This window comes from Enterobacter cloacae complex sp. 277I4 (genome assembly GCF_050031465.1).
GTDB lineage: Bacteria > Pseudomonadota > Gammaproteobacteria > Enterobacterales > Enterobacteriaceae > Enterobacter > Enterobacter cloacae.
In genome coordinates this window covers 4,307,644-4,332,769 of sequence record NZ_JBLGWC010000001.1, presented here as the reverse complement: position 1 = coordinate 4,332,769, position 25,126 = coordinate 4,307,644, and the positions used below count along the sequence as shown (strand labels likewise).

Below are 25,126 nucleotides of genomic sequence, written 5' to 3'. Positions count from 1 at the left end.
ACGGCAATCAAATTACTTGTATTCAAGGATATAGTTCGCCTGGGCCTGAACGTTACCCGGGGTAGCCTGGCTGCCAGATACCGGTTCCATTCGGGCTTTGAAGTTCAGTTCCTGATAGGCATTTGTGGTAGGGAAGGACACTTCAATCGGCGTACCCAGCGTGACTTTATTGCTGCCGCTATCCAGCAAGCGAACGCCCACACCAGTTGCACCGCCGATGTTGCCGTCAAGCGTGTTTTTCATCAGGCTGGTGTCGGTCGAATCGGTACTTGCGGAGGCAAAGGTGACCTTCACTTTGTCGATCGTGGTGGTGGTTTGTCCGGTGGTAGAAGAGAGAATGCAATCCTGCAGGTGGATATTCACGTCAACCGGCAGCGAGTTTTTACCGCTGTTCAGCACGCTATCCGCGACTTCTCCTAATTCAATAGTCTGATTTTCATCTCCCGGGGTGATAGAGCAAGGCGCACTGATAACTTCACCGGTGAACGTGATCTTCCCCGAGCCCTGGTTATCTGCTGCCATAGCAGTAAATGACAGACCAGAAAGCAATGCAGTTGTCGTAACTGCCAGAATAGTCTTGTTAAACATGAAGATATAATCCTTTATCTAGGAGTGGATGGCGCAATAATTTTAATGAATTAATATTGCAACACTTTTATTTCATTAAAGCGGTCGAAATATACCAGTCGCAATATGGTTCATCTCGTGAGCATTTCTAAATGGGGGATTTAGAGACTATTAATAAATCATTTGAAGTTATAAATGGGAAAAATGCTGTTACTCAACAGCCAGAATGCTCGGTTTAAATAGTGATTGACATCAATCTTTTGAGTTTTTTTAAATACACGAAGCGGTAATTATTTTACGGGGAATAGTTATAAATAATATTTCTTAAGTGAATTCTATGGCGATTAGAAAGTATGGTGCCGGACTTTATATCATTAATACTGATAGTTGGTATTCACTGACATTAAAAGAAATTGCGCTCCCTCAAATAAGGAAGCGCAACCGTTCAGCCAATACCCGCCGTTTGTAACAACACCAGGCTTAATCCCATTACAGACATTCCGCACAACACCCCATAACTCGGATTGTTGTTAGGATCGATCTCTTTCGCCAGCGGCATCAGTTCATCAACCGACAGCGCCACCATAATCCCCGCAACCGCGGCCATAATGGCGGCCATCACCACCGGTGAAACCAGGCTTCCCAGTATCAGCCACGCCAGTACGCCCCCGAGAATTTCCGCCATTCCCGATATCCCGGCCCAGAACACGGCGGTGCGTTTTGATCCCGTGGCGGCATAAACCGGTCCGGCAACGGCTAGCCCTTCAGGAATATTGTGTAAGGCCACCGCCAGGGCGATACCCAGACCCATCTCCAGGTTGCTGCTGGCGGTGACATAGGTCGCGACACCCTCCGGGAAGTTGTGCAGGCTGATGCCGAGCGTGAGGAGGATGGCAGTACGTTTAATCTTTTGCGGCACCGGCGCGACGCTTTTTTGCATCAAATCCTGAGGATGTGCATGGGGCAGCATGCGATCGAGCGCAAAATAGCCCAGCAGACCAAACACAAACATGCCGTAACCCAGTACCGGAGACATGCCTTCTGTGCCCAGTGCGGCAGGCAGCATCTCCATCAGAGAGATGAGCAGCATAATGCCGGCAGCAAATCCCAGTGAAAAGGCCAGCACGCGGTTAGACGGCTTTTGACCAAGCACACCGAGGATCGCACCGATAAAGGTGGCGGCACCCGCCAGGATGGTCAGGATCAAGGGGACGGACATGCAATGCTCCTTGTGATAATGATTCTCATTAATACTAATAATTCACGTTGGCCAAAGCGAGAGGGGAACCTCTGTTTTACATATTCCTTACATTCAAATTTCCTGATGATGATCTTCACGCTTATCTGCGTTCATCTTCATCGTGTTAAGCGTAATGTAGCACCATCAAATTGACACCTTCTGTAAGGATATCACCATGACTTCTTCACGTATGCCAGCACTGTTTTTAGGCCACGGTAGCCCAATGAACGTTCTGGAAGACAACGTCTACACCCGCACATGGCGTCACCTGGGCGAGACGTTGCCGCGTCCGAAGGCGATTGTGGTGGTGTCTGCACATTGGTTCACCCGTGGCACTGGCGTAACTGCCATGGAGGCGCCAAAAACAATCCATGATTTTGGCGGTTTCCCGCAGGCGTTGTACGACACGCATTATCCGGCCCCCGGCTCGCCCGAGCTGGCACAGAAGCTGGTGGATTTGCTGGCACCTGTCCCGGTCGCGCTGGATAAAGAGGCCTGGGGCTTTGACCACGGCTCATGGGGCGTGCTGATAAAAATGTACCCGGACGCCGACATCCCGATGGTGCAGTTGAGTATCGACAGTACTAAACCGGCAGCCTGGCACATGGAGATGGGCCGCAAGCTGGCTACGCTTCGTGATGAAGGCATTATGCTGGTGGCAAGCGGTAACGTGGTACACAACCTGCGTACGGCGCGCTGGCACGGTGAAAATACATCTTACCCATGGGCAACGTCCTTTAACGATTACGTTAAAGACAATCTGACCTGGCAAGGCCCGGTTGAGCAGCATCCGCTGGTGAACTATCTGGATCACGAAGGCGGTTCGCTCTCTAACCCAACGCCGGAACACTTCCTGCCGCTGCTGTACGTTCTTGGCGCGTGGGATGGCCAGGAACCGGTGATGATCCCGGTCGACGGTATTGAGATGGGGAGTTTGAGTATGCTGTCGGTGCAGGTGGGGTAATAAAAGCAAAGCGGCAACCTGCGGTTGCCGTTTTTATGTTTACACCCTCTCCCGTGGGAGAGGGCATCAGGCCGCACTCTACTCAACAAAAATATGCGGATAGAACCGTGACAGATCCTGCGTGATCAGCGCGCGATCTTCGCGGATGCCAATCCCGGCTGGCTGATCGTTGATGAGCCAGCTGCCAATCAGCGTATAGCTGTCGCCAAATTTCGGCAGCTGATAAAATGCCTGGACGATCATTCCTTCTTCGCCGTAAGGCCCTTCAACCGCTTCCAGCGTTTTACCGTTTTCGATAATGGAGACGTTTGCCCCCTCGCGGGAGAAAATTGGCTTCACGACATATTTTTCCATTTGCGGGTAATCATCTTCCGCAAAGTATGCCGGCAGCAGGTTCGGGTGGTTCGGGAACATTTCCCACAACATCGGCAGCAGGGCTTTGTTGGAGATGATGCTCTTCCACGCTGGTTCCAGCCAGCGCACGCCAGCGTCTTCCAGCTTGGTGGAGAACATCTCACGCAGCATATATTCCCACGGGTAGAGCTTGAACAGGTTACTGATCACCTGATCCTGCAGGTCAGTAAACTGACCTTTCTCGCCCAGACCGATATCCTCTATATAGAGAAACTCGGTGGCGACTTCCGCTTCGGCAGCACAATCCTGCAGATACTGAACCGTTCCACGATCTTCTTCCGTGTCACGGCAGCAGGCGAGATGCAGCAGGTTGAAACCGTGCTGTTCACGCAGCTCGGCGAAACGCTCAATCAACTTTTCCTGCAGGCTATTGAACTGGTCGCTCTCTTCCGGCAGGTTTCCGGCGTTCATCTGGTCTTCCAGCCAGATCCACTGGAAGAAGGCCGCTTCATACAGAGAGGTTGGCGTATCGGCGTTATTTTCAAGAAGCTTAGGTTCACCCACGCCATCCCACGCCAGATCAAGGCGAGAATAGAGCGAGGGCTGGCTGGTTTTCCACGACTGGCGCACAAAGCCCCAGGTGTGCTTCGGAATGCGGAATTTAGCCATCAGCTCGTCGCTGTCGATCACTTTCTCGACAACCTTCAGGCACATCTGATGGAGCTCTGCCGTCACCGCCTCCAGTTTTTCCACCTGGGCGAGCGTCAGTTTGTAATAAGCGTCTTCACACCAGTACGGCTCGCCATACATGGTGTGGAAGTTAAAACCGTATTCGGTCGCTTTTTCGCGCCAGTCCGGGCGCTCGGTGATACTGACTCGTTCCATGATCAGCCGCCCATTGAGCGAGTTGACGTGCCCGTCGCGCTGCGCTGCATGCTGGTCTGTTTCGCCACAGATTCACCGAACCCGCCGCGGGTGATGGTGCTGGTGGTAGCCGGTTTCGGAGCCATCGCCGTTTTCGGTACGGTCACGGTGCGGCCAGGCGTTGCTGCGCCATAGCCTTTGCCGCTGGCATCGGTGTATTGGCCGTAGGCCGGGCTGGCCGGGTTTTTCGAGCTAAACAGCGGCTGCTGCTGGTAACCCGCCCCGCCGCCCATCAGGCGGCCCATCATATAGCCGGCCATCAGTGGCATCCAGAAGCTGCCGCTGGACTGAGCCTGCGCCTGATTTTCTGGCGCCGTTCCCGCCTGAGCCGGTGTCTGCTGACACTGGCCTTCACCGAACTCTGCCACGCAGTCTTCGCGTGTGGCATATTTCGGTGCGGTACGTTCCGCTTCTTTCAGGGCGTTGTTATAGGCGGTCTTACATTCTGCCGCGTTACCGGTTGCGGCTGAGCAGTCTTCCGCATTTTGATACAGAGAGACCGTTTCATCGCTTTTCTCACAGCCTGCCAGCATAAAGACAGCGGTAACCGCCAGCGCAACAGGGGTGAGGTGACGCGCGTTCCAGCTTTTGCGGAACGAAGCGTGATTTATGGATTTTGTCCGTTTCATATTTGTCTTCCAGGACCCAGTGGTTATAACGCTCAGGATAGAGGATGAGTGGTTGAAAATGAAGCGAAGAGGGTCGGAATCAGGGGGATCTTTACGTTGGCTTACGTTCGGATGTGATTCAGATGCTCCCTCTCCCTGTAGGAGAGGGCTGGGGTGAGGGCATCAGGCCGCAGTGGGCCTGATGACACTCTTAGTGACGGAACGGATTGCTGCCGGTGTTGGTACGCGCAGCGGCTGGCTGTGCAGCAGGCGCGCTGCTATTAGCGTTGAAGTTATCAACCGCAGCAACCTGCTCCGGGTTCTCCGGTGCCACGCTGTCCGGCGAGGTTGAGACCGGTTTACCCAGCGCATTGTTCAGCGCCAGCAGGTCCTGCTCGTTCAGCGTACCCAGCGCCTGCTTGATGTTCAGCTGGTTAATCAGGTACTGGTAACGTGCGCTGGAGAGCTGCTGTTTCGCGTTATACAGCGTGGTGGTCGCGTCCAGCACGTCAACAATGGTACGGGTACCGACGGAGTAACCGGCTTCCATTGCATCCAGGGAGCTTTGGGCAGACACAACGGCTTGTTTATACGCGTTGATGCTGCTGATAGAAGCGTTCACGTTGTTGAACGACGAACGCACGGTCTGCACCACGTTGCGGTGGGCGCTTTCCAACTGCTCGCTTGCGCCAACGAAGTTGTACTGCGCCTGTTTCACCTGAGAATTCACCAAACCGCCCTGATACAGCGGCAGTGAGAAGCTCAGGCCGACTTTGTTCTGGCCCTGGTTGCTGTCGTCATACTGGGCGGTGTTGGTTTTAGAACCGCTGTAGCTGGTATCAGACACGCCGGTGGAGGCGCTCAGGCTCAGGGTTGGCAGGTGGCCATCCTGCGCCTGACGAATCTGCTCGCGGGCCAGGTCCTGGCTCAGACGCGCCTGCAGTAAGGTCAGGTTGCGGTTTTCTGCTTCTTTCAGCAGGGCATTCACCGCCTGCGGCTTATCGGTCTTGAAGTTATCTACGTTCAGGGAAGCCAGTTCTGGATAGTAATTACCGGTGACCTGACGCAGAGATTCCAGCGCGTTGTCGAGGTTGTTACGCGCGGTCACTTCGTTGGCCAGTACGCTGTCGTACTGTGAACGGGCGTTCTGCACGTCAGTGATGGCGACCAGGCCCACGTTGAAACGCTGGGTGGTTTGATCTAACTGACGGTAAATTGCCTGTTTCTGCGCTTCAGTATAGGAGAGCGAGTCAATCGCGCTCAGCACGTTGAAGTACGCAGTCGCCGTGTTCAGGATCAGCGTTTGCTGGTCGGTCTGATAGGTCACATCCTGGATACCCGCGCTCTTTTCCTGCAGGGTCAGTGCGCGCCATTTGGACATATCAAACAGCGTCTGTGTTAATTGCAGTGAGGCGCTGGTAGCATTGGAGTTAACGCCGTTAGCGTCGCGGAAACCGTTGCTGTAGGTATAATCTGCACCTAAACCTAACTGCGGCAGCAGTGGGCTACGCGCTTCGTTAATCTTTTCAAACGCAGCATCACGATCGGCCGCTGATTTACGTAAATCAGGGTTGCCCAGACGTGCCTGCTGGTAGACCTGTAACAGGTTTTCCGCCTGGCTCATTGCACTGAAGCCCGTCAGGCTCAGGCCGATAAGGATGGGGAGCAATTTCTTCATTTGCATTCCTTGTTGTGAAGCAGTATTAGCGCTGATCTAATTAAAAATAATTGCCGATTCTAACAGAATCATCCACACCAAAAGGTTGGCGTAATGTGCCATGTGGCGTTAATTTGCACCAATCTACCATATAGCCTTGCAAACGGCAGCCAAACAGCCTTGAAATTCATAATTTCATCACCATTGCTACCAGGACTCGACTCATGCAAAAACCAGATAAGTTGCCCGTGACATTCGCCAAAAACGATGTAGAAATTATTGCACGAGAAACGCTTTATAGCGGTTTTTTTTCAATGGAACTTTACCGTTTCAGGCATCGCCTGTTTAACGGTGAGATGAGCGGCGAAATCAGGCGCGAAATTTTTGAGCGCGGGCATGCAGCAGTCTTGCTACCCTTTGACCCAGTGCGTGATGAAGTCGTACTGGTTGAGCAGATTCGCATTGCGGCGTATGACGTCAGTGAAAGCCCGTGGTTACTGGAGATGGTCGCCGGCATGATCGAAGAGGGCGAGTCGGTTGAAGACGTTGCCCGCCGCGAGGCGCTGGAAGAGGCGGGGCTGATCGTTGGCCGCACAAAACCGGTGCTCAGCTATCTGGCCAGTCCGGGAGGCACCAGCGAGCGCTTGTCCATCATGGTGGGCGAAGTGGACGCCACGACCGCGGATGGGATCCACGGTCTGGCAGATGAAAACGAAGATATTCGGGTTCATGTGGTGAGTCGGGAGCAGGCTTACCAGTGGGTAGAAGAGGGGAAAATCGACAACGCAGCGTCTGTCATCGCCCTGCAATGGCTGCAACTGCATTATCAGACATTACGAAACGAGTGGAAAAAATGAAGCGTTATACACCTGACTTCCCAGAAATGATGCGCCTGTGCGAAACCAATTTCGCACAATTGCGCCGCCTGCTGCCGAGAAACGACGCACCCGGCGAAACGGTAAGCTATCAGGTGAGCAACGCGCAGTATCGATTAACGATAACAGAATCAACGCGCTACACTACGCTGGTGGAAATCGAACAAACGGCACCCAGCATTAGCTACTGGAGCCTGCCGTCAATGACGGTGCGGCTCTACCACGACGCGATGGTCGCTGAAGTGTGTTCAAGTCAGCAGATCTTTCGTTTTAAAGCGCGGTATGATTACCCGAATAAAAAGTTGCATCAACGCGACGAAAAGCATCAAATTAACCAGTTTTTAGCCGACTGGCTAAGATATTGTTTAGCACATGGAGCAATGGCGATTCCGGTTTGTTAGCGTCATAAACCTACCTAAGGACACCATTTGGAAAGCCTGTTGAACCTGACTGTTGCTGGTGGGGCACCAGTCAGGATATTACAAATCACCGATACTCACCTTTTTGCCGAAAAGCATGAAACGCTGCTGGGGGTGAACACCTGGGAGAGTTATCAGGCTGTACTTAGCGCTATTCACGCTGAAAATCGTGCCTGCGATCTGATCGTTGCAACGGGCGATCTGGCGCAGGATCAATCCTCCGCGGCCTACCAGCATTTTGCTGAAGGCATCGCGAGCTTTAGCGTGCCGTGCGTCTGGCTTCCGGGCAACCACGACTTTCAGCCTGCGATGTACAGCTCTCTTCAGGAGGCGGGGATCTCTCCGGCGAAGTGTGTGTTTGCCGGTGAGCAGTGGCAGATCCTGCTGCTCGACAGCCAGGTGTTTGGCGTCCCGCACGGTGAGTTAAGCGAGTTTCAGCTCGACTGGCTGGAGACCAAACTGGCCGCCGAACCGGCGCGACATACGCTGCTTTTGCTTCATCATCATCCGCTTCCGGCGGGCTGTAGCTGGCTCGATCAACACAGCCTGCGCAATTCTGCCGCCCTGGATAGCGTGCTGGTGAAATTCCCGCGCGTGAAGAATCTGCTGTGCGGACACATTCATCAGGAACAGGATCTCGACTGGAATGGCCGCCGTCTGCTGGCGACGCCGTCGACCTGCGTTCAGTTTAAGCCGCACTGCGCGAACTTTACCCTGGATACCATCGCGCCGGGCTGGCGCTGGCTGGAACTGCATGCGGATGGTTCACTGACCACGGAAGTCTGCCGTCTGGCAGGCGCGCAATTCCGCCCCGATACTGCTTCAGAAGGCTATTGATGTCTACGCTCCTCTACCTGCATGGGTTCAACAGCTCGCCGCGATCTGCCAAAGCGACACAGTTACGCCAGTGGCTGAGCGAGCATCATCCGCACGTTGAGATGATTATCCCGCAGCTGCCGCCTTATCCGGCAGAGGCGGCGGAGATGCTGGAATCCATTGTTCTGGAACACGGCGGCGAATCTTTCGGCGTGGTGGGTTCCTCGCTGGGAGGGTATTACGCCACATGGCTCTCGCAATGCTTTATGCTGCCCGCCGTTGTGGTTAACCCGGCGGTTCGACCGTTTGAGCTGCTGCGGGACTTTCTTGGCGAAAACGAGAACCCCTACACCGGCCAACAATATGTGATAGAGTCACGCCATATTTACGATCTCAAAGTTATGCAGGTCGACCCGCTTGAAGCACCGGACCTGATCTGGCTGCTGCAACAAACGGGTGATGAAGTGCTGGATTACCGCCAGGCAGTGGCGTATTACGCCTCCTGCCGCCAGACTATAGAAGAGGGCGGAAACCATGCTTTCACGGGCTTTGAAGATCATTTCACCCAGATTGTCGATTTTCTTGGACTGCACAGCCTCTGACAATCAATGCGAATTGCTAGTTTAAATCATGACGCAAACCTATAACGCTGATGCCATTGAGGTACTCACCGGGCTTGAGCCGGTTCGCCGCCGCCCGGGGATGTACACCGATACGACGCGCCCAAACCATCTGGGCCAGGAAGTTATTGATAACAGTGTCGACGAAGCGCTGGCAGGCCATGCCAAACGCGTCGACGTTATCCTGCATGCCGATCAGTCGCTGGAAGTTATCGACGACGGTCGCGGCATGCCGGTGGATATCCACCCGGAAGAGGGCGTACCGGCCGTTGAGCTGATCCTCTGCCGACTGCATGCGGGTGGTAAGTTCTCCAACAAGAACTACCAGTTCTCCGGTGGTTTGCACGGCGTGGGGATCTCCGTGGTTAACGCCCTGTCTAAGCGCGTGGAAGTGAATGTTCGCCGCGACGGCCAGGTGTATAACATCGCGTTTGAAAACGGCGAGAAAGTGCAGGATCTGCAGGTTGTCGGCACGTGCGGTAAACGCAACACCGGCACCAGCGTCCACTTCTGGCCTGACGAAAGCTTCTTCGACAGCCCACGTTTCTCCGTTTCTCGCCTGACGCACCTGCTGAAAGCCAAAGCGGTACTGTGCCCTGGCGTGGAAATCACGTTTAAAGATAACGTCAACAATACCGAGCAGAGCTGGTGCTATGCCGACGGTCTGAACGACTACCTGTGCGAAGCGGTAAACGGCCTGCCGACGCTGCCGGAAAAACCGTTCGTCGGTAATTTCACCGGTGACACCGAAGCGGTGGACTGGGCGCTGCTGTGGCTGCCGGAAGGCGGTGAGCTGCTGACCGAAAGTTACGTCAACCTGATCCCAACCATGCTCGGCGGTACGCACGTTAACGGGCTGCGTCAGGGTCTGCTGGATGCGATGCGTGAATTCTGCGAATACCGCAACATTCTGCCGCGCGGCGTGAAGCTGTCGGCGGAAGATATCTGGGATCGCTGCGCCTACGTGCTTTCCGTGAAGATGCAGGATCCGCAGTTTGCCGGGCAAACCAAAGAGCGTCTCTCCTCGCGTCAGTGTGCGGCCTTTGTTTCCGGCGTGGTCAAAGATGCCTTCACCCTGTGGCTGAACCAGAACGTTCAGGCTGCAGAGATGCTGGCGGAAATGGCGATCTCCAGCGCGCAGCGTCGTCTGCGTGCGGCGAAGAAAGTGGTGCGTAAAAAGCTCACCAGCGGCCCTGCGCTGCCGGGCAAGCTGGCGGACTGTACCGCGCAGGATCTTAACCGTACCGAGCTGTTCCTGGTGGAAGGGGACTCGGCAGGGGGATCGGCCAAGCAGGCGCGCGACCGTGAATACCAGGCGATCATGCCGCTTAAAGGTAAAATCCTGAATACCTGGGAAGTCTCGTCTGATGAAGTGCTGGCCTCGCAGGAAGTGCATGATATCTCTGTTGCGATCGGTATCGATCCGGACAGCGAAGATCTTAGCCAGCTGCGCTACGGCAAGATCTGTATCCTCGCGGATGCGGACTCCGATGGTCTGCACATCGCCACGCTGTTGTGCGCACTGTTCGTGAAGCACTTCCGCACGCTGGTGAAAAACGGCCACGTCTACGTCGCGCTGCCGCCGCTCTACCGTATCGATCTCGGCAAAGAGGTGTACTACGCGCTGACGGAAGAAGAGAAAGCGGGTGTGCTGGAGCAGCTCAAGCGCAAGAAGGGCAAACCAAACGTTCAGCGCTTTAAAGGGCTGGGCGAGATGAACCCAATGCAGCTGCGCGAAACCACGCTGGATCCTAACACCCGTCGTCTGGTTCAACTGACCATCAGCGATGAAGATGAACAGCAAACCAACGCTATGATGGATATGCTGCTGGCCAAAAAACGTTCGGAAGACCGACGCAACTGGCTGCAGGAGAAAGGCGATATGGCGGATATTGAGGCCTGATGCCTCAGCCATAGCAATCGTAGGCCCGGTAAGCGCTAGCGCCACCGGGCTTTTTTACATCAAAACGCCATCTTCACCGTAAACTGCACTTCGCGCGGGTCGCCAATCTGGTTGCCCAGGTTGTTGGTCGCAATGGACGAGGTGTAGTAGGTTTTATCAAACAGGTTCTTCACGTTCACCTGCAGCGTCACCGGATACTGCAGCTTCATTTTGTAGGCCACAAAGGCATCGGCAACAAAGTATCCCGGTAAATAATAATCCGCACCGTTGGTCGCTGAACGACGGCTCACGCCGTGCCCACCGCCGCCAAGCGTCAGGGTGTTCCCGCCTATCGCGTTATGAATGTCGTAAGTCAGGAACAGGGAACCGGTATGACGCGGCACGTTCGGCAGGGGCTTACCCGCGTAGTCTGGATCTTCCAGCACTTTGGCGTCGGTGTAGCCGTAGCTGGCGATAAAATTGGTATTCTCAGTCAGCGATCCGGCAAGATCCACCTCCACACCCTGCGAGCGTACGCGGCCAGCGGTTTTGGCGATGGTTTCACCCCCCACGCTTTCGTTGTACAGCACGTTGCGCTTGTGAATATCAAACAGCGCAATGTTGGCGGTAATGCCATCGAACAGGTCAAATTTAGCCCCCACTTCGTAAGCATTAGACGTTTCCGGCGGCAGGTCACCAATGTAGCTCGCAATGGATGATTGCGGCATAAACGTCTGGGAATAGTTAGCAAACAGCGAGACGGATGGCGTGAGCTTGTAGACCAGCCCCAGCTTCGGCGTCCACTGTTCGTCGCGGCTGTCGGTATTCACATTGAACGGGCGGCCCTTGCCCGCATACTGGGTGTAATACTGGTAACGCAGCCCGGCAACGGCAATCCACTTATCGGTGAGATACAGGGCGTCCTGCGCGTAGGCGGAGTAGCTTTCCTGTTTGAGTGTCTGGTCGCTATCAGCGGCGGAGACGGTGGTGCATTTGCTGAGATTGCCGTAGGTCGGATGGTAAATATTGAAATCTTTAACGTTCTTACAGCGCATCATGTCCGTACGCAGCAGATCGTAATTCTCATACGACACACCGGTCAGGATCTCATTGTAAAAGCCCGCGATATCCACGTTCCCCTGCAGATCCGCACGCGTACTGTGCATACGCTGAGTCGAGCCCTGGGTTGCATCCACGCGGCGGGTCAGGTTACCCGTTTTGGCGTCATAGGCCATCACGCGCGCCTGGTTATCGCTGTATTTATCCTGGCTAAAGCTGTAGTCAAACTTCGCGGTCCACTGGCTGTTAAGACGGTATTCGGCGTTAAGCTGCGCCAGATCGGACTGCCCGTCGGTAACGTTAAACGGCTCGTCAAAGCGGGTTTTACGATCCACGTTTACCGGCTGTTTGGTGTTGAGATCGAAAATGGTTCCTCGATCGAACGGCGTTTTATAGTCGCGATGTGAATAGAGCACGGTCACGGTGGCATCATCACCAAACCAGGTCAACGACGGGGCGATAAAGGTGCTGCGCTCGTTGCCAAAATTACGCCAGTAATCTTCATCCTGATACTCGCCCGTCAGGCGATATGCCAGCCGTGTGCCGTCAATCGGTCCGGTGACATCAATCTGCCCGGTGCCGCCGCCAAAGCTTGAGGAGGTAGCGGAAATTGAGCCGCCGAAGCGGGTTTCCGGGCGTTTGGTAACCACGTTGATCAGGCCGCCAGGATCGAGAATGCCATACAGCGTTGAGGCCGGCCCTTTCAGCACCTCCACGCGCTCGGTCGCGGCATTAAAGCTGCGCGGCAGCACGGTGCGCAGGCCGTTGGTCATTATTGACCCGTCGCGGTTCGCACCAAATCCCCGGCGCACAAACGCATCCTGCGTACCGCCCAGGGTGTTGGTCTGCACCACGTTGCTGACGTTATAAAGGGCTTCATCAAGCGAATTAGCGTGCTGATCTTCCAGCACTTTATCACTGACGGTATTCACCACCTGCGGAATATCCAGCATCGGCATGTTGGTTAGCGTGGCGGTGGAGGTGTTAAGCGGCTGATAGCCGTTTGTGGCCTCAGCCACGGCATGGGGATCGGCGGTGACGGTCAGCGTTTCGCCGTCGTTAGCCGTTGCGGTGTCGGCCGCCTGCACCAGCGGTGCCATAAACAGCAGTGAAAAGAGCGCGCGCCCTTTTACCCCAGAGAGAGAAGGTGTGAACGTAGCCATTACATCTGTTTTCCCAAAAGATCCCGCGCATGAAGGGCGCGGAAGAATGTATGAGTCATTGCCCTTAATTGTCTGCTCGTTAGCCGTGTGGCATCGAACATGTAATTGAGAATCATTCAATCATGCGGCAATGTAGTAGTAAATGGAAAAAAGCAAAAATCGGCTACAGCCTGAAACCTCCCGTCCTGATATAAGTGAATTGCATATAATTCATTGAAAATGCTTAAATAAAAAATAAAAGCGCCGCTGTAGTACCTGTTATTTAACCCTGGCTTTATCAGGGTGTTTATCCCCTTGACTACTACATGGCGCAGCGGCAAACTCTCAAAAGAGAATGAGTTTTATTTTTATTTGTTCGATTTTTTATTAAGTTGGCATTCACGTGGCGCACAACACCCATAAACCGGGGCTGGTTCTGGAGAACCTCTCCGCGGGCTACCAGAAAAAAATCATCGTCGATGATATCTCCCTTGCGATCCCCCGGCAGAAAATGACCGTGCTGGTAGGGGCGAACGGCTGTGGAAAATCCACGCTACTGAGCACTATCGCGCGTCTGCTGCAACCGCTTGGCGGGGCCGCGCTGCTTGATGGCAAAGCCATTCACGAGCAACCAACCAGAGCGGTAGCCCGCCAGTTGGGGATCCTGCCGCAATCTCCGCTGCTGCCGGAAGGGCTGACCGTGTTTGAGCTGGTATCACGCGGCCGTTTTCCCTGGCAAAATTTTATGCGCCAGTGGAGCGATGAAGACGAGCAGGCCGTTGAAGAGGCTCTGCACCTGACCGGTACGGCAGAGTTTGCACATCAGCCCGTCGAAAGCCTCTCCGGCGGCCAGCGCCAGCGCTGCTGGATCGCAATGGCCCTGGCGCAGCAAACGCCCTATATCCTGCTGGATGAACCGACTACCTTTCTCGATCTCCGCTATCAGGTGGAGATCCTCGAGTTGCTGCATACCCTGACCCGCCAGCATGGCCGTACGGTGGTGGTGGTGCTCCACGATCTCAACTTCGCCGTCAACTATGGCGATTCCCTGGTCTTTTTACGCCAGGGCAAAGTCGAGGGGGTATTGCATGAAGGCGACGTCTGCACGCCGGAACTCATCAAAGCGGTGTTTGATGTCGATGTCCATATGTCGGTTAATCCGCTGACCGGTAAGCCGTTCTTTATGCCATTCCGCCAGGCGGCGGAAAAATCATGATGCGAACGTCACTGGCTTTCCTGCTGTTTGCCTTGCTGCTGGTGATGGGCGCGATTGCCCACCTGGGTATCGGTGCGCGTGTCATTGCTCCCCAGACGGTGGTGCAGGCCTTGCTTCATTTCGACCCGCGCAATTTCGATCACAACGTGATTGTCAGATTACGCCTGATACGGCTGGCTGCCGCCATGGTCACCGGGGCGGCGCTGGGCGTGGCGGGCGTGTTGTTACAGTCGGTGATCCGTAACCCGCTGGGCGAGCCGCATATTCTGGGGCTTAACGCGGGGGCGGCGCTGGCAGTGGTGCTGACCAGCGCGCTTGGGTTTACCTTGCCGTTTGGCCGCCCGCTGATTGCCGCTGTCGGTGCCGCCGCGCTGTTTATGCTGGTGTTGACGTTCTCCTCTTCAGGGCGAACCGGCCTCACGCCAATGAAAATTATCTTATGCGGCGTGGCGATGTCGGCGTTTGCGTCGTCGATTACCGCCACGGTGCTGATTCTGGATGAACAGACGCTGCTTGCCATGCGCACCTGGCTGGCGGGAGATCTTGCCGGGCTTAACGCGGAGATCGTTCGCAGCGCATCCTGGGTTGCCGCTGTGGGGGTCGCTCTGGCGCTCTGGCTGTCGCCATCGCTCAATATGCTGGCCCTGGGCGACCGGATGGCGCAGGGGCTGGGCGTGTCGCTGCTCAAAACTCGGCTTTTGGCTCTGCTGGCGATTGCGCTGCTTTGCGGCGCAGCCGTCTCCATTGCCGGACCAATTGGTTTTATTGGCCTGGTCGTGCCACAGCTGATCCGCCGTCTGGCGTCGGTGGACTTACGCGTGATGGTGCCGCTTTCTGCCCTGTGCGGGACGCTGGTGTTGCTGCTGGCGGATATCGCGGCCCGTACGCTGTTTATGCCGTATGAGCTGGCCACCGGGATCATGACCGCGCTGGTGGGTGCTCCTCTCTTTATCATGATGGCATCAAGGATGTTCAAATGAGCCGGGCCGGACTGCGTGCATGGCGTGTCGGGCCGTTTTCCGGGCAGGTACGCCCGGCGGCAGTGGCGCGCGTTACGCTTATCGCTCTAATGGGCATTCTCCTGCTGGGGTTTGGCCTGACGCACGGTTCGCTTCCCATTCCCACTTCCGCCATCGGGCGCGCGCTGTTCTCCGGAGAACCCCTGGAGGCCGATGCGCGCTATATCGTGATGGATATCCGCCTGCCACGGCTGCTGATGGCCATTTTAAGCGGCGCGATGCTGGGCATGGCGGGAGCGGCGATGCAGTCCATCACCCGCAATGGCCTGGCCGATCCGGGGCTTATTGGTGTGAAAGAGGGCTGCAGCGCGGCGGTGCTGCTGCTGATTTTTCAGTTCCCTGCGCTGGGGCTGGCCTGGCGTCCGCTGGTCGGGATGGCTGGTGGCCTCATTACCGCGTTGCTGGTGGTGGCGCTGGCCCGCGATATCTCGCGTCCGCGTTTTATTCTGATTGGGATTGGCGTGTCATGGGCTTTCTCTGCGGCAATGGGGATCTTTATGACTACCGCCGACGTGCGCGATGTGCAGACGGCGATGCTGTGGCTGGCAGGGAGCCTGCACGCGGCAAACTGGACGCTGGTCGGTATCGCCGCAGCCTGGGCGGCCCCGGCGTTTGCGCTACTGCTCTTTACCGCCCGCGCGGCTGACGTGGCATTGCTGGGTAACCACGCCGCAACGGGGCTCGGGGTTCGCACCGCACGATTAGCGCTACTGCGCGTTCTCGCGCCGGTGGTGTTAACGGCGGCCTGTGTCTCCTGCGTGGGGAGTATTGGTTTTGTGGGGCTGATTGCGCCGCATATGGCGCGTCTGGTGATGCGCGGTGGGCAAACCGCGTTGTTGATGGGCAGTGCCGTGCTGGGTGCGCTGCTGGTGCTGCTGGCGGATACCGTCGGGCGGCTGGCATTCCTGCCGTTGCAGTTACCGGCGGGGATTGTGATTTCACTGACTGGCGGACCGTTTTTCCTGCTGCTGCTCTGGCAGCGTCGGGACAGATTTTAGAGGACTATAATGCGCGTACTTGTTTCGATGCTGTTGCTGATAGGGTTTGCGGTGGGTGCGGCGGAGCCGACGCAGACGTTCACTGACGATCTGGGGCGTAAGGTGGAGGTGCCGCTTCACCCGAAGCGGATCGTCTCGCTGCACGACCTGGATATCACCATTCCACTGATTGAGCTTGGCGTACCGCCCGTCGCCAGCCATGGCCGCACGCGCCCGGACGGCAGCCATTTTCTGCGCGCCAGCGGCATGCTGACGGGGGTGGATTTCGATAATTCCGACATCAAATTCATCGGCACGGCGGATATCGACATTGAAGCCATTGCCGCCGCCAAACCCGATCTGATCATCACCGAGCCGACCCGCAACACGCCGGTGGAACAGCTGGAGAAGATTGCCCCGACGGTGAGTATCGACCATCTCGACGGCGGTGCACCGGAGATCTACCGCAAGCTGGCGCAGCTCACCGGTACGCAGGCGCGGCTGAAAATCCTGGAGCGCCGCTATCAGGAACAAATCAAGGCGCTGAAGGCGACCATCGATACGCGCAAAATCACCGTGTCGGTGATTCAGGCTAACCAGGGAAAAATCAATGCCATGCACAGCTACCACTCTTTAGGCCGCGTGCTGCGTGACGCCGGATTTACCTTCCCGCCGCTGATTGAGAGTATCCCGGAAGGGGGACGGATTGACGTCAGCGCCGAACGTCTGCCGGAGCTGGACGCCGATTTTGTCTTTGCCACCTGGCGCGGCGACACCGGGGGTAAACCGCAGGACGAGCTGGCGGCGATGGAGGCGGTGATGCCGGGCTGGTGCCAGTTCCTGAACGCCTGTCGGACCGGCCACTACGTGCTGATTTCACGCGAAGAGGCCATTTCGAACTCCTTCGCCTCTTTAGGGTTGATGGCCGCGCAGGTACAGTCGCAGATTGCCGGGCGGCCATTGCCGGAGGTATCACCGTGATCCGTAAAGAGAAAGGGCGTGTGGATGTTTACGGGGAGCGCTTTCGCGCTCGTGCACATCATCTGACGCCGCGTCTGCTGCAGGTGGCGCGCTACATCAACGAGAACCGGGAAGCGGTAATGGAGCAGACGGCAATGGAAATCGCCACGCTGCTAAAAACCTCGGACGCCACCGTGGTCCGCGCGATCCAGGCGCTGGGTTTTGCCGGGCTGCGCGATCTGAAGCAGACGCTGGAGCAGTGGTTTGGTCCGGTGGTGACATCCAGCGAAAAGATCTCCTCGACGGTTAACACGCTCACCAGCGACGTTAGCGCGAGCATCGATTTTGTGCTGGAAGGGCATCAGCACACCTGTGAGGTCTTGTCACAACCGCACAACCGCTATGCGATGGCGCAGGCGGTGTCGCTGCTGGCGCAGGCCAGGCAGGTGGCGATCTTCGGCATTGGTGCCTCCGGCATTCTGGCCGAGTACACCGCCAGATTATTCAGCCGGATGGGGCTCCCCGCCATGCCGCTCAACCGCACCGGGATAGGCCTTGCCGAACAGTTGATTGCGCTCCAGCGCGGCGATGTGCTGGTGATGATGGCGCAAAAATCTGCACACCGGGAAGGACAAACCACGTTGCGGGAAGCCAAACGTCTGGGGATCCCGACGATTTTGCTGACCAACGCTCTGGACTCACGTTTCAGCAAAGAGGCCAGCGTGGTGATCCATGTGCCGCGCGGCGGAGAAAAGGGCAAAATCCCGCTGCACGGTACGGTGCTGCTGTGCCTGGAGATGATTATTTTGTCCGTCGCCTCCACCGAGCCGCAGCGCACCATCAAATCCATGAAGCGCATCAACGAGTTTCATCGTGGGTTAAAGCCGGGGAAGAAGAGCGGTTAAAGCATGCCGGGCGCTCACGCCGTTCATCGGTCAGCATGGTTCTTCCGGTACTGCAACGGCGTCTCGCCAATTCCCTTCTTAAACGCGCTGATAAACCACGTCACGTCGGAAAATCCCACCTGGGTGGCAATCTCGCGTACGCTCGCCTCGCTGTGCAGCAGGCGCTCGCAGGCCTTGCGCAGCCTTAGCGTATTCAGATAGTTGTGGATCTTCTCGCCTGTTTCCGCATGGAATTTTCGCGATACGTAGCTGCGGGATTTCCCCAGCGTTTCTGCCAGTGCATCCAGGCGAAATTTCTCCTGGTAATGTTCGTCCAGCCAGAACATCACCTGGCTGGCGAGCCCAAGGCTACTGCCCGGCGCACGGGCATTATCGTCCGGGAGCATGGCGAATAAACCAATCAACAGCGCGGCTATTCCCTCGCGGGTTAAAGGCGACGGGTAACAGCCGAGCAGATGATCGACATGGTGATGGCAGTGCGCCAGATCGGCAACCCACGCTCCGGCGCCGCGGGCAGAAAGTTTCTGCAGCCGCTGCTGCGTGTGGGGAAAATCGCGCAGGGCTGTAAGCACCGCGTGAGGGTCGAGATGAATAATGGTACGTCGGTAAATCGCTTCTGCCTGCTCATCCACCCTCACTTTATGCAGGGTAAACGGCGGAAAGAAAAACAGCCGCCCGGGGCGCATGGTGTAGTGACGGTTATCGACAATGGCGACGCCAAATCCTTCTTCTACATACAGAATCTCCAGACACTGATGCCAGTGATGATAACGCACGGTATTGGCAAACAGACGGCTGAATGACACGACGGTGTCATTTAAGGTGATCAGTTCCAGCCGGTCGGAGGTGGGCGTGTCGCGCATAGTGCAATAAAACTCAATTTTCTGCCGTTATATTCTCGTTATAAACCACCTTTTTAAATTTTCTCAACTGGAGGTTTATTTAGCCTTCACGGCTGTGACGTGGCTAACATTTATCCCCCTTGCGGATTCACTATCCTTCGTCGCAGTTGATGACGAGGGCGAGCGTATGTCTAAAAAATCAAATCCATTGTCTTCGCGCCAGGAGGTGGTGGCGTCGTTACATGACCTGCTGGGCGCGCTGGATAAGTCCTTTCCGCAGGATTGTTCACGGTTCTCGCTGGGAGAAACCTGTGCGCACTACCCCACGGAGATTGCGCAGATGGAAGGGCTATCCCGCGCGCTGTGGGGGTTGTTTCCGCTGATGGCGGGCGGCGGGGACGAGCCGTTTAGTGAGAAGTACCTTACCGCCATTAAGCTCGGCACCGATCCGCAGAGCCCGGGCTATTGGGGGGAAACCGGCCCGTACGACCAGCGTCTGGTGGAGATGGCGGCTTACGGCCTGGGGCTGGCGCTGCTGGGGGATAAGCTCACCCGCCGCTTCAGCGAACGTGAGGTAATGAACCTGCACGCGTGGCTCAACCAGATCACCGATGCGCAGATGCCGGACAGCAACTGGAACTACTTCGCGATTATGGTGCAGCTTGGCTTCAAATGTGCCGGGCTGCCGCATGATCCGCGCGCCATCGACCGTCGGTTTGCGATGATGGAGGCGTATTATCTGGGTGACGGCTGGTATTCTGACGGTCCGGGCCGCCCGAAGGATTACTACATCTCAATGGCGTTCCACTTCTACGGCCTGATTTATGCCACCCTCAGCGGTGATGAAAAAAGGGCGGAGGTGTTACGCGAGCGTGCCCGTCAGTTCGCCGAAGATTTTATTTACTGGTCTGCCGCCGACGGCGCGTCGGTACCGTTTGGCCGGAGCCTCACCTATCGCTTCGCGATGGTCGCTTTCTGGAGCGCCGTGGCCTTTTCCGGGCTGAATGTCTTCTCGCCGGGCATCGTGAAGGGCATTGTGCTGCGCCATCTTCGCTGGTGGCAGCGGCAGCCGATGACCGATCGCGACGGTATTTTGACCCTCGGTTTTACTTATCCCAACCTGGTGATGTGCGAGGATTATAACGCCCCCGGCTCGCCGTACTGGGCGCTGAAAACGTACCTGATGCTGGCCTTGCCGGAGTCACACCCGTTCTGGCAGGCAGAAGAGCAGCCGCTCCCCTCGCTGGCGGAAAAACGCGTGATCCACCCTGCGCAGCACATCCTGATGCATGCGGATAACTCACAGCACGTCACGATGCTCACTGCCGGTCAGCTTGAGCTGAATAACTACGTCAACACCGAAGCCAAATACACCAAATTTGCGTACTCAAGCCGCTTTGGCTTCACCCTCGAACGGGGGCGCTTTGGCCTGAAACATGCCGCCTGCGACTCGATGTTACTGCTGGCGGAGGGGGATAACTACTTCCGCGGGCGTCGTGAATGCGCGGAGGTGCGGGTGGATGAGAACTACCTCTATTCACGCTGGTCACCCTGGCATGATGTCCATGTCGAAACCTGGCAAATTCCCTTTGGCGAGTGGCACGTGCGTCTGCACCGCATTAACAGCGCTCGCACCCTTCAGGCAGTGGAGGGCGGTTTTGCGGTGATGAAAACCGAACACCACATTCATGAGCGTGGCTGTTACCTGACGGCCAGCAACGGCAGCAGCGTGATTGTCGATCTCTCCCCGGCCATTGCCCGGGAGCCAGACAGCATCGTCACGCCGCCGAACAGCAGCATTATGTTCCCGGAATGCGCATCCATTCCGCTGTTAAAAACCGATCTCCCTCAGGGAGAGAGCTGGCTCTGTTGCGCCGTCGTGGCCAGCGAGAAACCCCCCGCGGCATTGGCACCTGAACTGAAGATGACCCCTGACCAGGTCGCGATCCGCGAACCCGGAGGCGAACGTAAGCTGTCGTTCACATTATAAAAAATCTGACCCTACACGTCGGCGAGGATGATATGAAAAGTGCATCTACAACGAACAGAACCGAATATTACAAAATCAGCAGCTTTATATTTCTCTATTTCTTTACCTGGTCCGCCAGTATTGGGCTATTAGCCATCTGGCTCGGCCAAAAGGCGAATCTCAGCGGCTCGGTAATTGGCACTGTCTTTGCGGTCAACGGTATCTTCTCAGTCATCCTTAAACCGATCTACGGCTATATTCTCGATAAGATCGGCATGAGTAAATACCTGCTCTATTTTGTGGTTGCCATGTCCGCACTGATGGCGCCGTTCTTTATTTATGTTTATCAGCCGCTGCTGATGTCCAATACTCTGGTGGGGATCATCATTGGCGCGCTCTATTTAAGCTTTGCCTGGTACGCGGGCGTGGCGGCGTGTGAATCCTATTCTGACCGCTTTAGCCGTTTAAACGGTATGGAGTTCGGGCAAATTCGCATGTGGGGATCGCTTGGCTGGGCCGTGGCGTCCTCGTTCTCCGGTCTGCTGTTTAATCTCTCTCCGGCGTATAACTTTATTTTGGGCAGCGTCGCATCCATCATCATGCTGATCGTCCTTGTGAGCCTGAAAGTGAACACTAACTCCGCTCATGCCAGCGAGGTGCTGACCAAAGAGAAAATCGCCCCTGCGGATGTCTATGCCCTGCTGCGTAACCGCAAGTTCTGGGCGTTCTGCCTGTATGTGGCGGGCGTGGCGTGGATGATGTTTATTGCCGAGCAGCAGTTCTCACGCTATTTCGTCACGTTCTTTGACGATATTCACCAGGGTAACGCGGTGTTCGGTTATCTGGGAACCGTACAGTCGGGTATGGAATTTGTGATGTATATGGTGATCCCGCTGTTGGTGAATAGTATTGGTGCCAAGCGTGGGCTGTTAATTGTCGGGCTGGTGGTCGGTGCACGACTGATTATTTCCGGCCTGTGCGATTCCCATCTGTTAATTTCCGTACTGAAACCGCTGTATGGCCTGGAAATATGTCTGCTGCTGGTCTCGGTCTTTAAATATATTGCTGAGCATTTCGATAAACGCGTTAACGCCACCATGTATCTGCTGGGCTATCAGGCCATGCTCTACGTGGGCAACGTGGTTGTCTCTTCGCCTGCCGGCTATCTGTATGACCGCATCGGCTTTGAGCACACCTATATCATTATGGGAGCCACGGCGCTGACCTTTACGTTTATCTCTGCCTTTACGTTATCCGCCTGCCAGAGCAAATGGCGCGGTACCCGCTCGCTGAACGCAGCAGAACCCTCATCCCGGTAATTTAAAGGACCCGAAACATGTTAAGTCGTATCAAAGAGGAACACCTGCAGGCTATTCCTGTCCCCGTTGAATCGCGGACATTACGTGATGAACTCAGCTCTGCCCGCAGCCACGTGCTTGAGCTGATTAGCCGTCATTTGGTGGCGTTTGGTGACCGATTCCCGGCAGAAACCTGCCAGAACGGGGTTTATCCGCTGACGGAGAATGTGGAGTGGACCACCAGCTTCTGGACCGGTCAGCTATGGCTGGCGTGGGAGATGAGCGGTGAGACAACGTTCCGCGAGATGGCTGAAAAACACGTGCGCTCGTTTGGCCTGCGCATCGCCGGGCGTAATGATACCAACACTCATGATTTGGGGTTCCTGTATACGCTCTCCTGCGTGGCGGCCTGGCGACTGACCGGCAACCGCGAGGCGCGCGGGTTCGCCCTGCTGGCGGCTGAAGCCCTGCTGGAGCGCTTTCACCCGAAGGCGAAGATTATTCAGGCCTGGGGCGATCTGTCAGACCCGGAGCAGGCCGGGCGGATGATTATCGACTGCAACATGAATCTGCCGCTGCTCTACTGGGCGACGGAACAAACCGGCGACGCGCGCTTTGCTGACGCCGCAAAAGCCCACGTGATGCAGGCCGCTACGTACCTGATTCGTGAAGATGCCTCGACGTTCCACACCTACTACATGGATGTGGTTACCGGCGCGCCTCGTTACGGCAACACGCAGCAAGGATACGCGGACGACTCCTGCTGGTCCCGCGGGCAGGCGTGGGGGATCTACGGTTTTATGCTGAGCTATCTCTATACCGGCGATAAGACGATGATTGCGCTGTCAAAACGCCTGGCAAATTACTTTCTTAATCGTCTGCCGGAGGATTATGTCTGCCACTGGGATCTGGCGCTGCTGGGGACAGATGCGCTGCGGGATTCCTCCTCGGCGGCCATTGCCGTCTGCGGGCTGCTGGAACTGGTAAAACAGTTGCCGGTCACGGATCCGGATCGTGAACGTTATCTGGACTGGGCTAAAGGGATTATGTCGTCGCTGACAAAGCACTATCTGATGGGCAAAGACGAGAAGGGGAACGGGCTGCTTAAGCACGCTGTCTATCACCTGGCGAGCAACAAAGGCGTGGATGAATGTGCGAGCTGGGGCGATTACTTCTACGTTGAGGCGCTGGTGCGGTTCACCCAGAGCTGGAAGCCGTACTGGTAAAAGGTCGGGGGCGCGCCCCCGACGTGTGGGTTACGCTTTAGGAATACGCAGCGTCTGGCCGGGATAAATCTTGTCCGGGCTGGAGAGCATCGGGCGGTTCGCCTCAAAAATCTTGTTGTACTGGTTGGCATCCCCGTACACGGTTTTGGAGATGGCGCTGAGGGTGTCGCCTGATTTCACCGTATAGTAGGTGGCTTCATCTTTGGCATCAGTGGCGGTGATGTTGTTTTCCACCTCGCTGACGCCCGCAATATTGCCGACGGCGACCTGGATTTTTTCTTTCTGCTCTTGGGTCAGCCCGTCGCCCGTTACGCTGGCTTTACCGTCGGTAACGTTGACCTGCACTTTATCCGCGCCGGGAATGTTGAGTTTCTTGAGATGCTCGGTGATTTTGTCGCTCTGGCCTTTATGATCGGTCAGGTTGTCCCACAGCTTTTCGCCTGCTTCTTTTACGAAGTTAAAAAGTCCCATTCCTTCCTCCTGTTAATCATGAAGTCAGAATAAGCATAGCAGTTGAGTTTTAAGATGATAAAAAAAGCCCGGTGCGCTAGCGCTTACCGGGCCGGATGTGTTCTCCCTCTTCCCGTGGAAGAGGGCGGGGTGAGGGGAAACTTACACCCCTTGCTCCAGAATACGGATGTGGGTTTCCAGCACGTCACCTTTTACCGCATCGCTCCACGCTTTCATGTGTGCGGTCTGCAGGTGCGCTTCGAGATGCGCCACGGTTTCCCACTGCTCAACCATGATGATGGAGTCCGGCGCGGTGGCCTGGAAGCTGGCGCTGGTTGCGGCGTCAACCATCGGCGCATAGCCGTGGCAGCCTTCTTCTTGCAGTACGGTTGGGATAATTTTCGCGAACTGATCCAGCACCGCCTGGCGGTGATGTTGGCCAGGACGCGTACGGATTTCAGCAATAACGGTAAGCATAATTAACTCCTTCTAATTCCAGGTTACCAGTTAAGCAAAAATTTCAGCCAGATGCTTGCGATATTCTGCGATATAGCGCGGGACGTCAGGCATTTTAATCACGTCGTTGACGATAAAGGTCGGCAGCGGGTCCATGCCGAGGAACTGGTTAGCCTTGTGGAACGGCAGGTATGCGCCGTCTACCCCTACGCCTTCAAAGAACTGATCTTTATCGGTGAACGCGTCCAGCGGGGCGTTCCAGGTCAGGGAGAGCATATATTTCTTGCCCTGAATCAGGCCGCCAGAGCCATATTTTTTAGACGCGTCTGAATGGGTACGGCCGTCGCTGGCATACAGTGAACCGTGGCCCTCAGTGAACACGTCATCCATGTATTTTTTCACGGTCCACGGTGCGCCCATCCACCAGCCCGGCATCTGCCAGATAACCACGTCAGCCCACAGGAAGTTCTGCACTTCGGCTTTCACGTCGTAATGGCTGTCTGCGCGCACAACCTTAACATCATGCCCGGCGTCGCGCAGGAAGCCGTCCGCGACCTCGGTCAGGGTGTCATTCAACTGGCCTTTAGAGTGGGCGAATTCTTTCGCACCGTTGATAATCAGAATGTTGCTCATTATTTGTCCTCGTCGATGAGAGTATGGCGAGTATTCTACGCGCGAGGG

24 protein-coding genes are annotated in these 25,126 nt (G+C 56.0%); 14 read left to right on the top strand and 10 right to left on the bottom strand.

Features of this window, described 5'->3' with window-relative positions:
• Positions 1-12: 12 nt before the first annotated feature.
• Complete coding sequence (locus ACQG19_RS21060; RefSeq protein WP_102752812.1) at positions 13-588, bottom strand: fimbrial-like protein; 576 nt, start codon at positions 586-588, stop codon at positions 13-15.
• Between the two features lie 424 nt (positions 589-1,012).
• Positions 1,013-1,786 (bottom strand): zinc transporter ZupT, encoded by a 774-nt coding sequence (gene zupT, locus ACQG19_RS21055; RefSeq protein ID WP_013098748.1) that lies wholly within the window; start codon positions 1,784-1,786, stop codon positions 1,013-1,015.
• 196 nt (positions 1,787-1,982) lie between these two features.
• On the opposite strand from zupT, the gene ygiD reads away from it, so the two are divergent.
• Positions 1,983-2,771, top strand: a complete 789-nt coding sequence (gene ygiD, locus ACQG19_RS21050; protein WP_246932589.1) for a 4,5-DOPA dioxygenase extradiol — start codon at positions 1,983-1,985, stop codon at positions 2,769-2,771.
• Positions 2,772-2,849: 78 nt separating this feature from the next.
• On the opposite strand, the gene ACQG19_RS21045 is transcribed toward ygiD, so the two are convergent.
• The 3 genes from ACQG19_RS21045 to tolC form a co-directional block, all read right to left on the bottom strand.
• Positions 2,850-4,010: a glutathionylspermidine synthase family protein gene (locus tag ACQG19_RS21045; RefSeq protein WP_029883040.1), complete on the bottom strand. Its 1,161-nt coding sequence runs from the start codon at positions 4,008-4,010 to the stop codon at positions 2,850-2,852.
• A gap of 2 nt (positions 4,011-4,012) precedes the next feature.
• Entirely contained in the window at positions 4,013-4,678 is a 666-nt protein-coding gene (locus ACQG19_RS21040; RefSeq protein ID WP_013098745.1) for a DUF1190 family protein, read from the bottom strand.
• Between the two features lie 190 nt (positions 4,679-4,868).
• Positions 4,869-6,335, bottom strand: a complete 1,467-nt coding sequence (gene tolC / locus ACQG19_RS21035) for an outer membrane channel protein TolC (protein ID WP_020689478.1) — start codon at positions 6,333-6,335, stop codon at positions 4,869-4,871.
• 203 nt (positions 6,336-6,538) lie between these two features.
• Between tolC and nudF the strand changes: the two genes are divergently transcribed.
• Genes nudF through parE form a run of 5 tightly spaced genes read left to right on the top strand, consistent with a single transcriptional unit; the run spans position 6,539 to position 10,947 of the window.
• A complete protein-coding gene (gene nudF / locus ACQG19_RS21030) occupies positions 6,539-7,171 on the top strand; it encodes an ADP-ribose diphosphatase (RefSeq protein ID WP_013098743.1) in 633 nt (210 codons plus the stop codon).
• Positions 7,168-7,590 (top strand): DUF1249 family protein, encoded by a 423-nt coding sequence (locus ACQG19_RS21025; protein ID WP_003862516.1) that lies wholly within the window; start codon positions 7,168-7,170, stop codon positions 7,588-7,590. Before nudF ends, ACQG19_RS21025 begins: the two co-directional genes overlap by 4 nt.
• Positions 7,591-7,617: 27 nt before the next feature.
• Positions 7,618-8,445 (top strand): 3',5'-cyclic-AMP phosphodiesterase, encoded by an 828-nt coding sequence (gene cpdA, locus ACQG19_RS21020; protein WP_020689480.1) that lies wholly within the window; start codon positions 7,618-7,620, stop codon positions 8,443-8,445.
• The gene (gene yqiA, locus ACQG19_RS21015; protein WP_246932587.1) at positions 8,445-9,026 is read left to right on the top strand and encodes an esterase YqiA; all 582 of its coding nucleotides are present in this window, start codon (positions 8,445-8,447) and stop codon (positions 9,024-9,026) included. Before cpdA ends, yqiA begins: the two co-directional genes overlap by 1 nt.
• Positions 9,027-9,054: 28 nt before the next feature.
• Positions 9,055-10,947, top strand: a complete 1,893-nt coding sequence (gene parE / locus ACQG19_RS21010; RefSeq protein ID WP_013098740.1) for a DNA topoisomerase IV subunit B — start codon at positions 9,055-9,057, stop codon at positions 10,945-10,947.
• Positions 10,948-11,006: 59 nt separating this feature from the next.
• Here the strand turns inward: parE and ACQG19_RS21005 are convergent, their stop codons facing one another.
• Positions 11,007-13,148: a TonB-dependent siderophore receptor gene (locus tag ACQG19_RS21005; RefSeq protein WP_222168895.1), complete on the bottom strand. Its 2,142-nt coding sequence runs from the start codon at positions 13,146-13,148 to the stop codon at positions 11,007-11,009.
• Positions 13,149-13,530: 382 nt separating this feature from the next.
• Between ACQG19_RS21005 and ACQG19_RS21000 the strand changes: the two genes are divergently transcribed.
• The 5 genes from ACQG19_RS21000 to ACQG19_RS20980 are packed head-to-tail and all read left to right on the top strand — an operon-like array spanning position 13,531 to position 18,204.
• Complete coding sequence (locus ACQG19_RS21000) at positions 13,531-14,343, top strand: ABC transporter ATP-binding protein (RefSeq protein WP_023621861.1); 813 nt, start codon at positions 13,531-13,533, stop codon at positions 14,341-14,343.
• Positions 14,340-15,323, top strand: coding sequence for a FecCD family ABC transporter permease (locus ACQG19_RS20995; RefSeq protein WP_246932585.1), 984 nt, complete (start codon positions 14,340-14,342; stop codon positions 15,321-15,323). Before ACQG19_RS21000 ends, ACQG19_RS20995 begins: the two co-directional genes overlap by 4 nt.
• On the top strand, positions 15,320-16,360 hold the full coding sequence (locus ACQG19_RS20990) for a FecCD family ABC transporter permease (protein ID WP_127869099.1): 1,041 nt from the start codon (positions 15,320-15,322) through the stop codon (positions 16,358-16,360). The genes ACQG19_RS20995 and ACQG19_RS20990 overlap by 4 nt, the downstream gene beginning before the upstream one ends.
• 9 nt (positions 16,361-16,369) lie before the next feature.
• Entirely contained in the window at positions 16,370-17,320 is a 951-nt protein-coding gene (locus tag ACQG19_RS20985) for an iron-siderophore ABC transporter substrate-binding protein (RefSeq protein ID WP_045293715.1), read from the top strand.
• Positions 17,317-18,204 (top strand): MurR/RpiR family transcriptional regulator, encoded by an 888-nt coding sequence (locus tag ACQG19_RS20980; protein WP_426725983.1) that lies wholly within the window; start codon positions 17,317-17,319, stop codon positions 18,202-18,204. Before ACQG19_RS20985 ends, ACQG19_RS20980 begins: the two co-directional genes overlap by 4 nt.
• Before the next feature lie 23 nt (positions 18,205-18,227).
• On the opposite strand, the gene ACQG19_RS20975 is transcribed toward ACQG19_RS20980, so the two are convergent.
• Positions 18,228-19,067, bottom strand: coding sequence for a helix-turn-helix transcriptional regulator (locus ACQG19_RS20975; RefSeq protein ID WP_058678713.1), 840 nt, complete (start codon positions 19,065-19,067; stop codon positions 18,228-18,230).
• Between the two features lie 166 nt (positions 19,068-19,233).
• Here ACQG19_RS20975 and ACQG19_RS20970 point away from each other — a divergent pair, with 166 nt between their 5' ends.
• From ACQG19_RS20970 to ACQG19_RS20960, 3 genes are read left to right on the top strand one after another with little or no spacing between them, the layout of a single operon-like run.
• A complete protein-coding gene (locus ACQG19_RS20970; RefSeq protein ID WP_246932583.1) occupies positions 19,234-21,036 on the top strand; it encodes a DUF2264 domain-containing protein in 1,803 nt (600 codons plus the stop codon).
• A 32-nt stretch (positions 21,037-21,068) separates the two neighbouring features.
• Positions 21,069-22,334 (top strand): oligosaccharide MFS transporter, encoded by a 1,266-nt coding sequence (locus ACQG19_RS20965; protein WP_013098731.1) that lies wholly within the window; start codon positions 21,069-21,071, stop codon positions 22,332-22,334.
• Between the two features lie 17 nt (positions 22,335-22,351).
• Positions 22,352-23,539 carry a glycoside hydrolase family 88 protein gene (locus ACQG19_RS20960; protein WP_246932581.1) on the top strand — a complete coding sequence of 396 codons (1,188 nt, stop codon included), beginning with the start codon at positions 22,352-22,354 and terminating at the stop codon, positions 23,537-23,539.
• Between the two features lie 30 nt (positions 23,540-23,569).
• Here the strand turns inward: ACQG19_RS20960 and lysM are convergent, their stop codons facing one another.
• The 3 genes from lysM to ACQG19_RS20945 form a co-directional block, all read right to left on the bottom strand.
• Positions 23,570-24,010 carry a peptidoglycan-binding protein LysM gene (lysM, locus tag ACQG19_RS20955; RefSeq protein ID WP_013098729.1) on the bottom strand — a complete coding sequence of 147 codons (441 nt, stop codon included), beginning with the start codon at positions 24,008-24,010 and terminating at the stop codon, positions 23,570-23,572.
• A 141-nt stretch (positions 24,011-24,151) separates the two neighbouring features.
• Entirely contained in the window at positions 24,152-24,466 is a 315-nt protein-coding gene (locus ACQG19_RS20950; RefSeq protein ID WP_020689491.1) for a putative quinol monooxygenase, read from the bottom strand.
• A 30-nt stretch (positions 24,467-24,496) separates the two neighbouring features.
• A complete protein-coding gene (locus tag ACQG19_RS20945) occupies positions 24,497-25,078 on the bottom strand; it encodes an NAD(P)H-dependent oxidoreductase (protein WP_426725982.1) in 582 nt (193 codons plus the stop codon).
• Positions 25,079-25,126 lie beyond the last annotated feature (48 nt).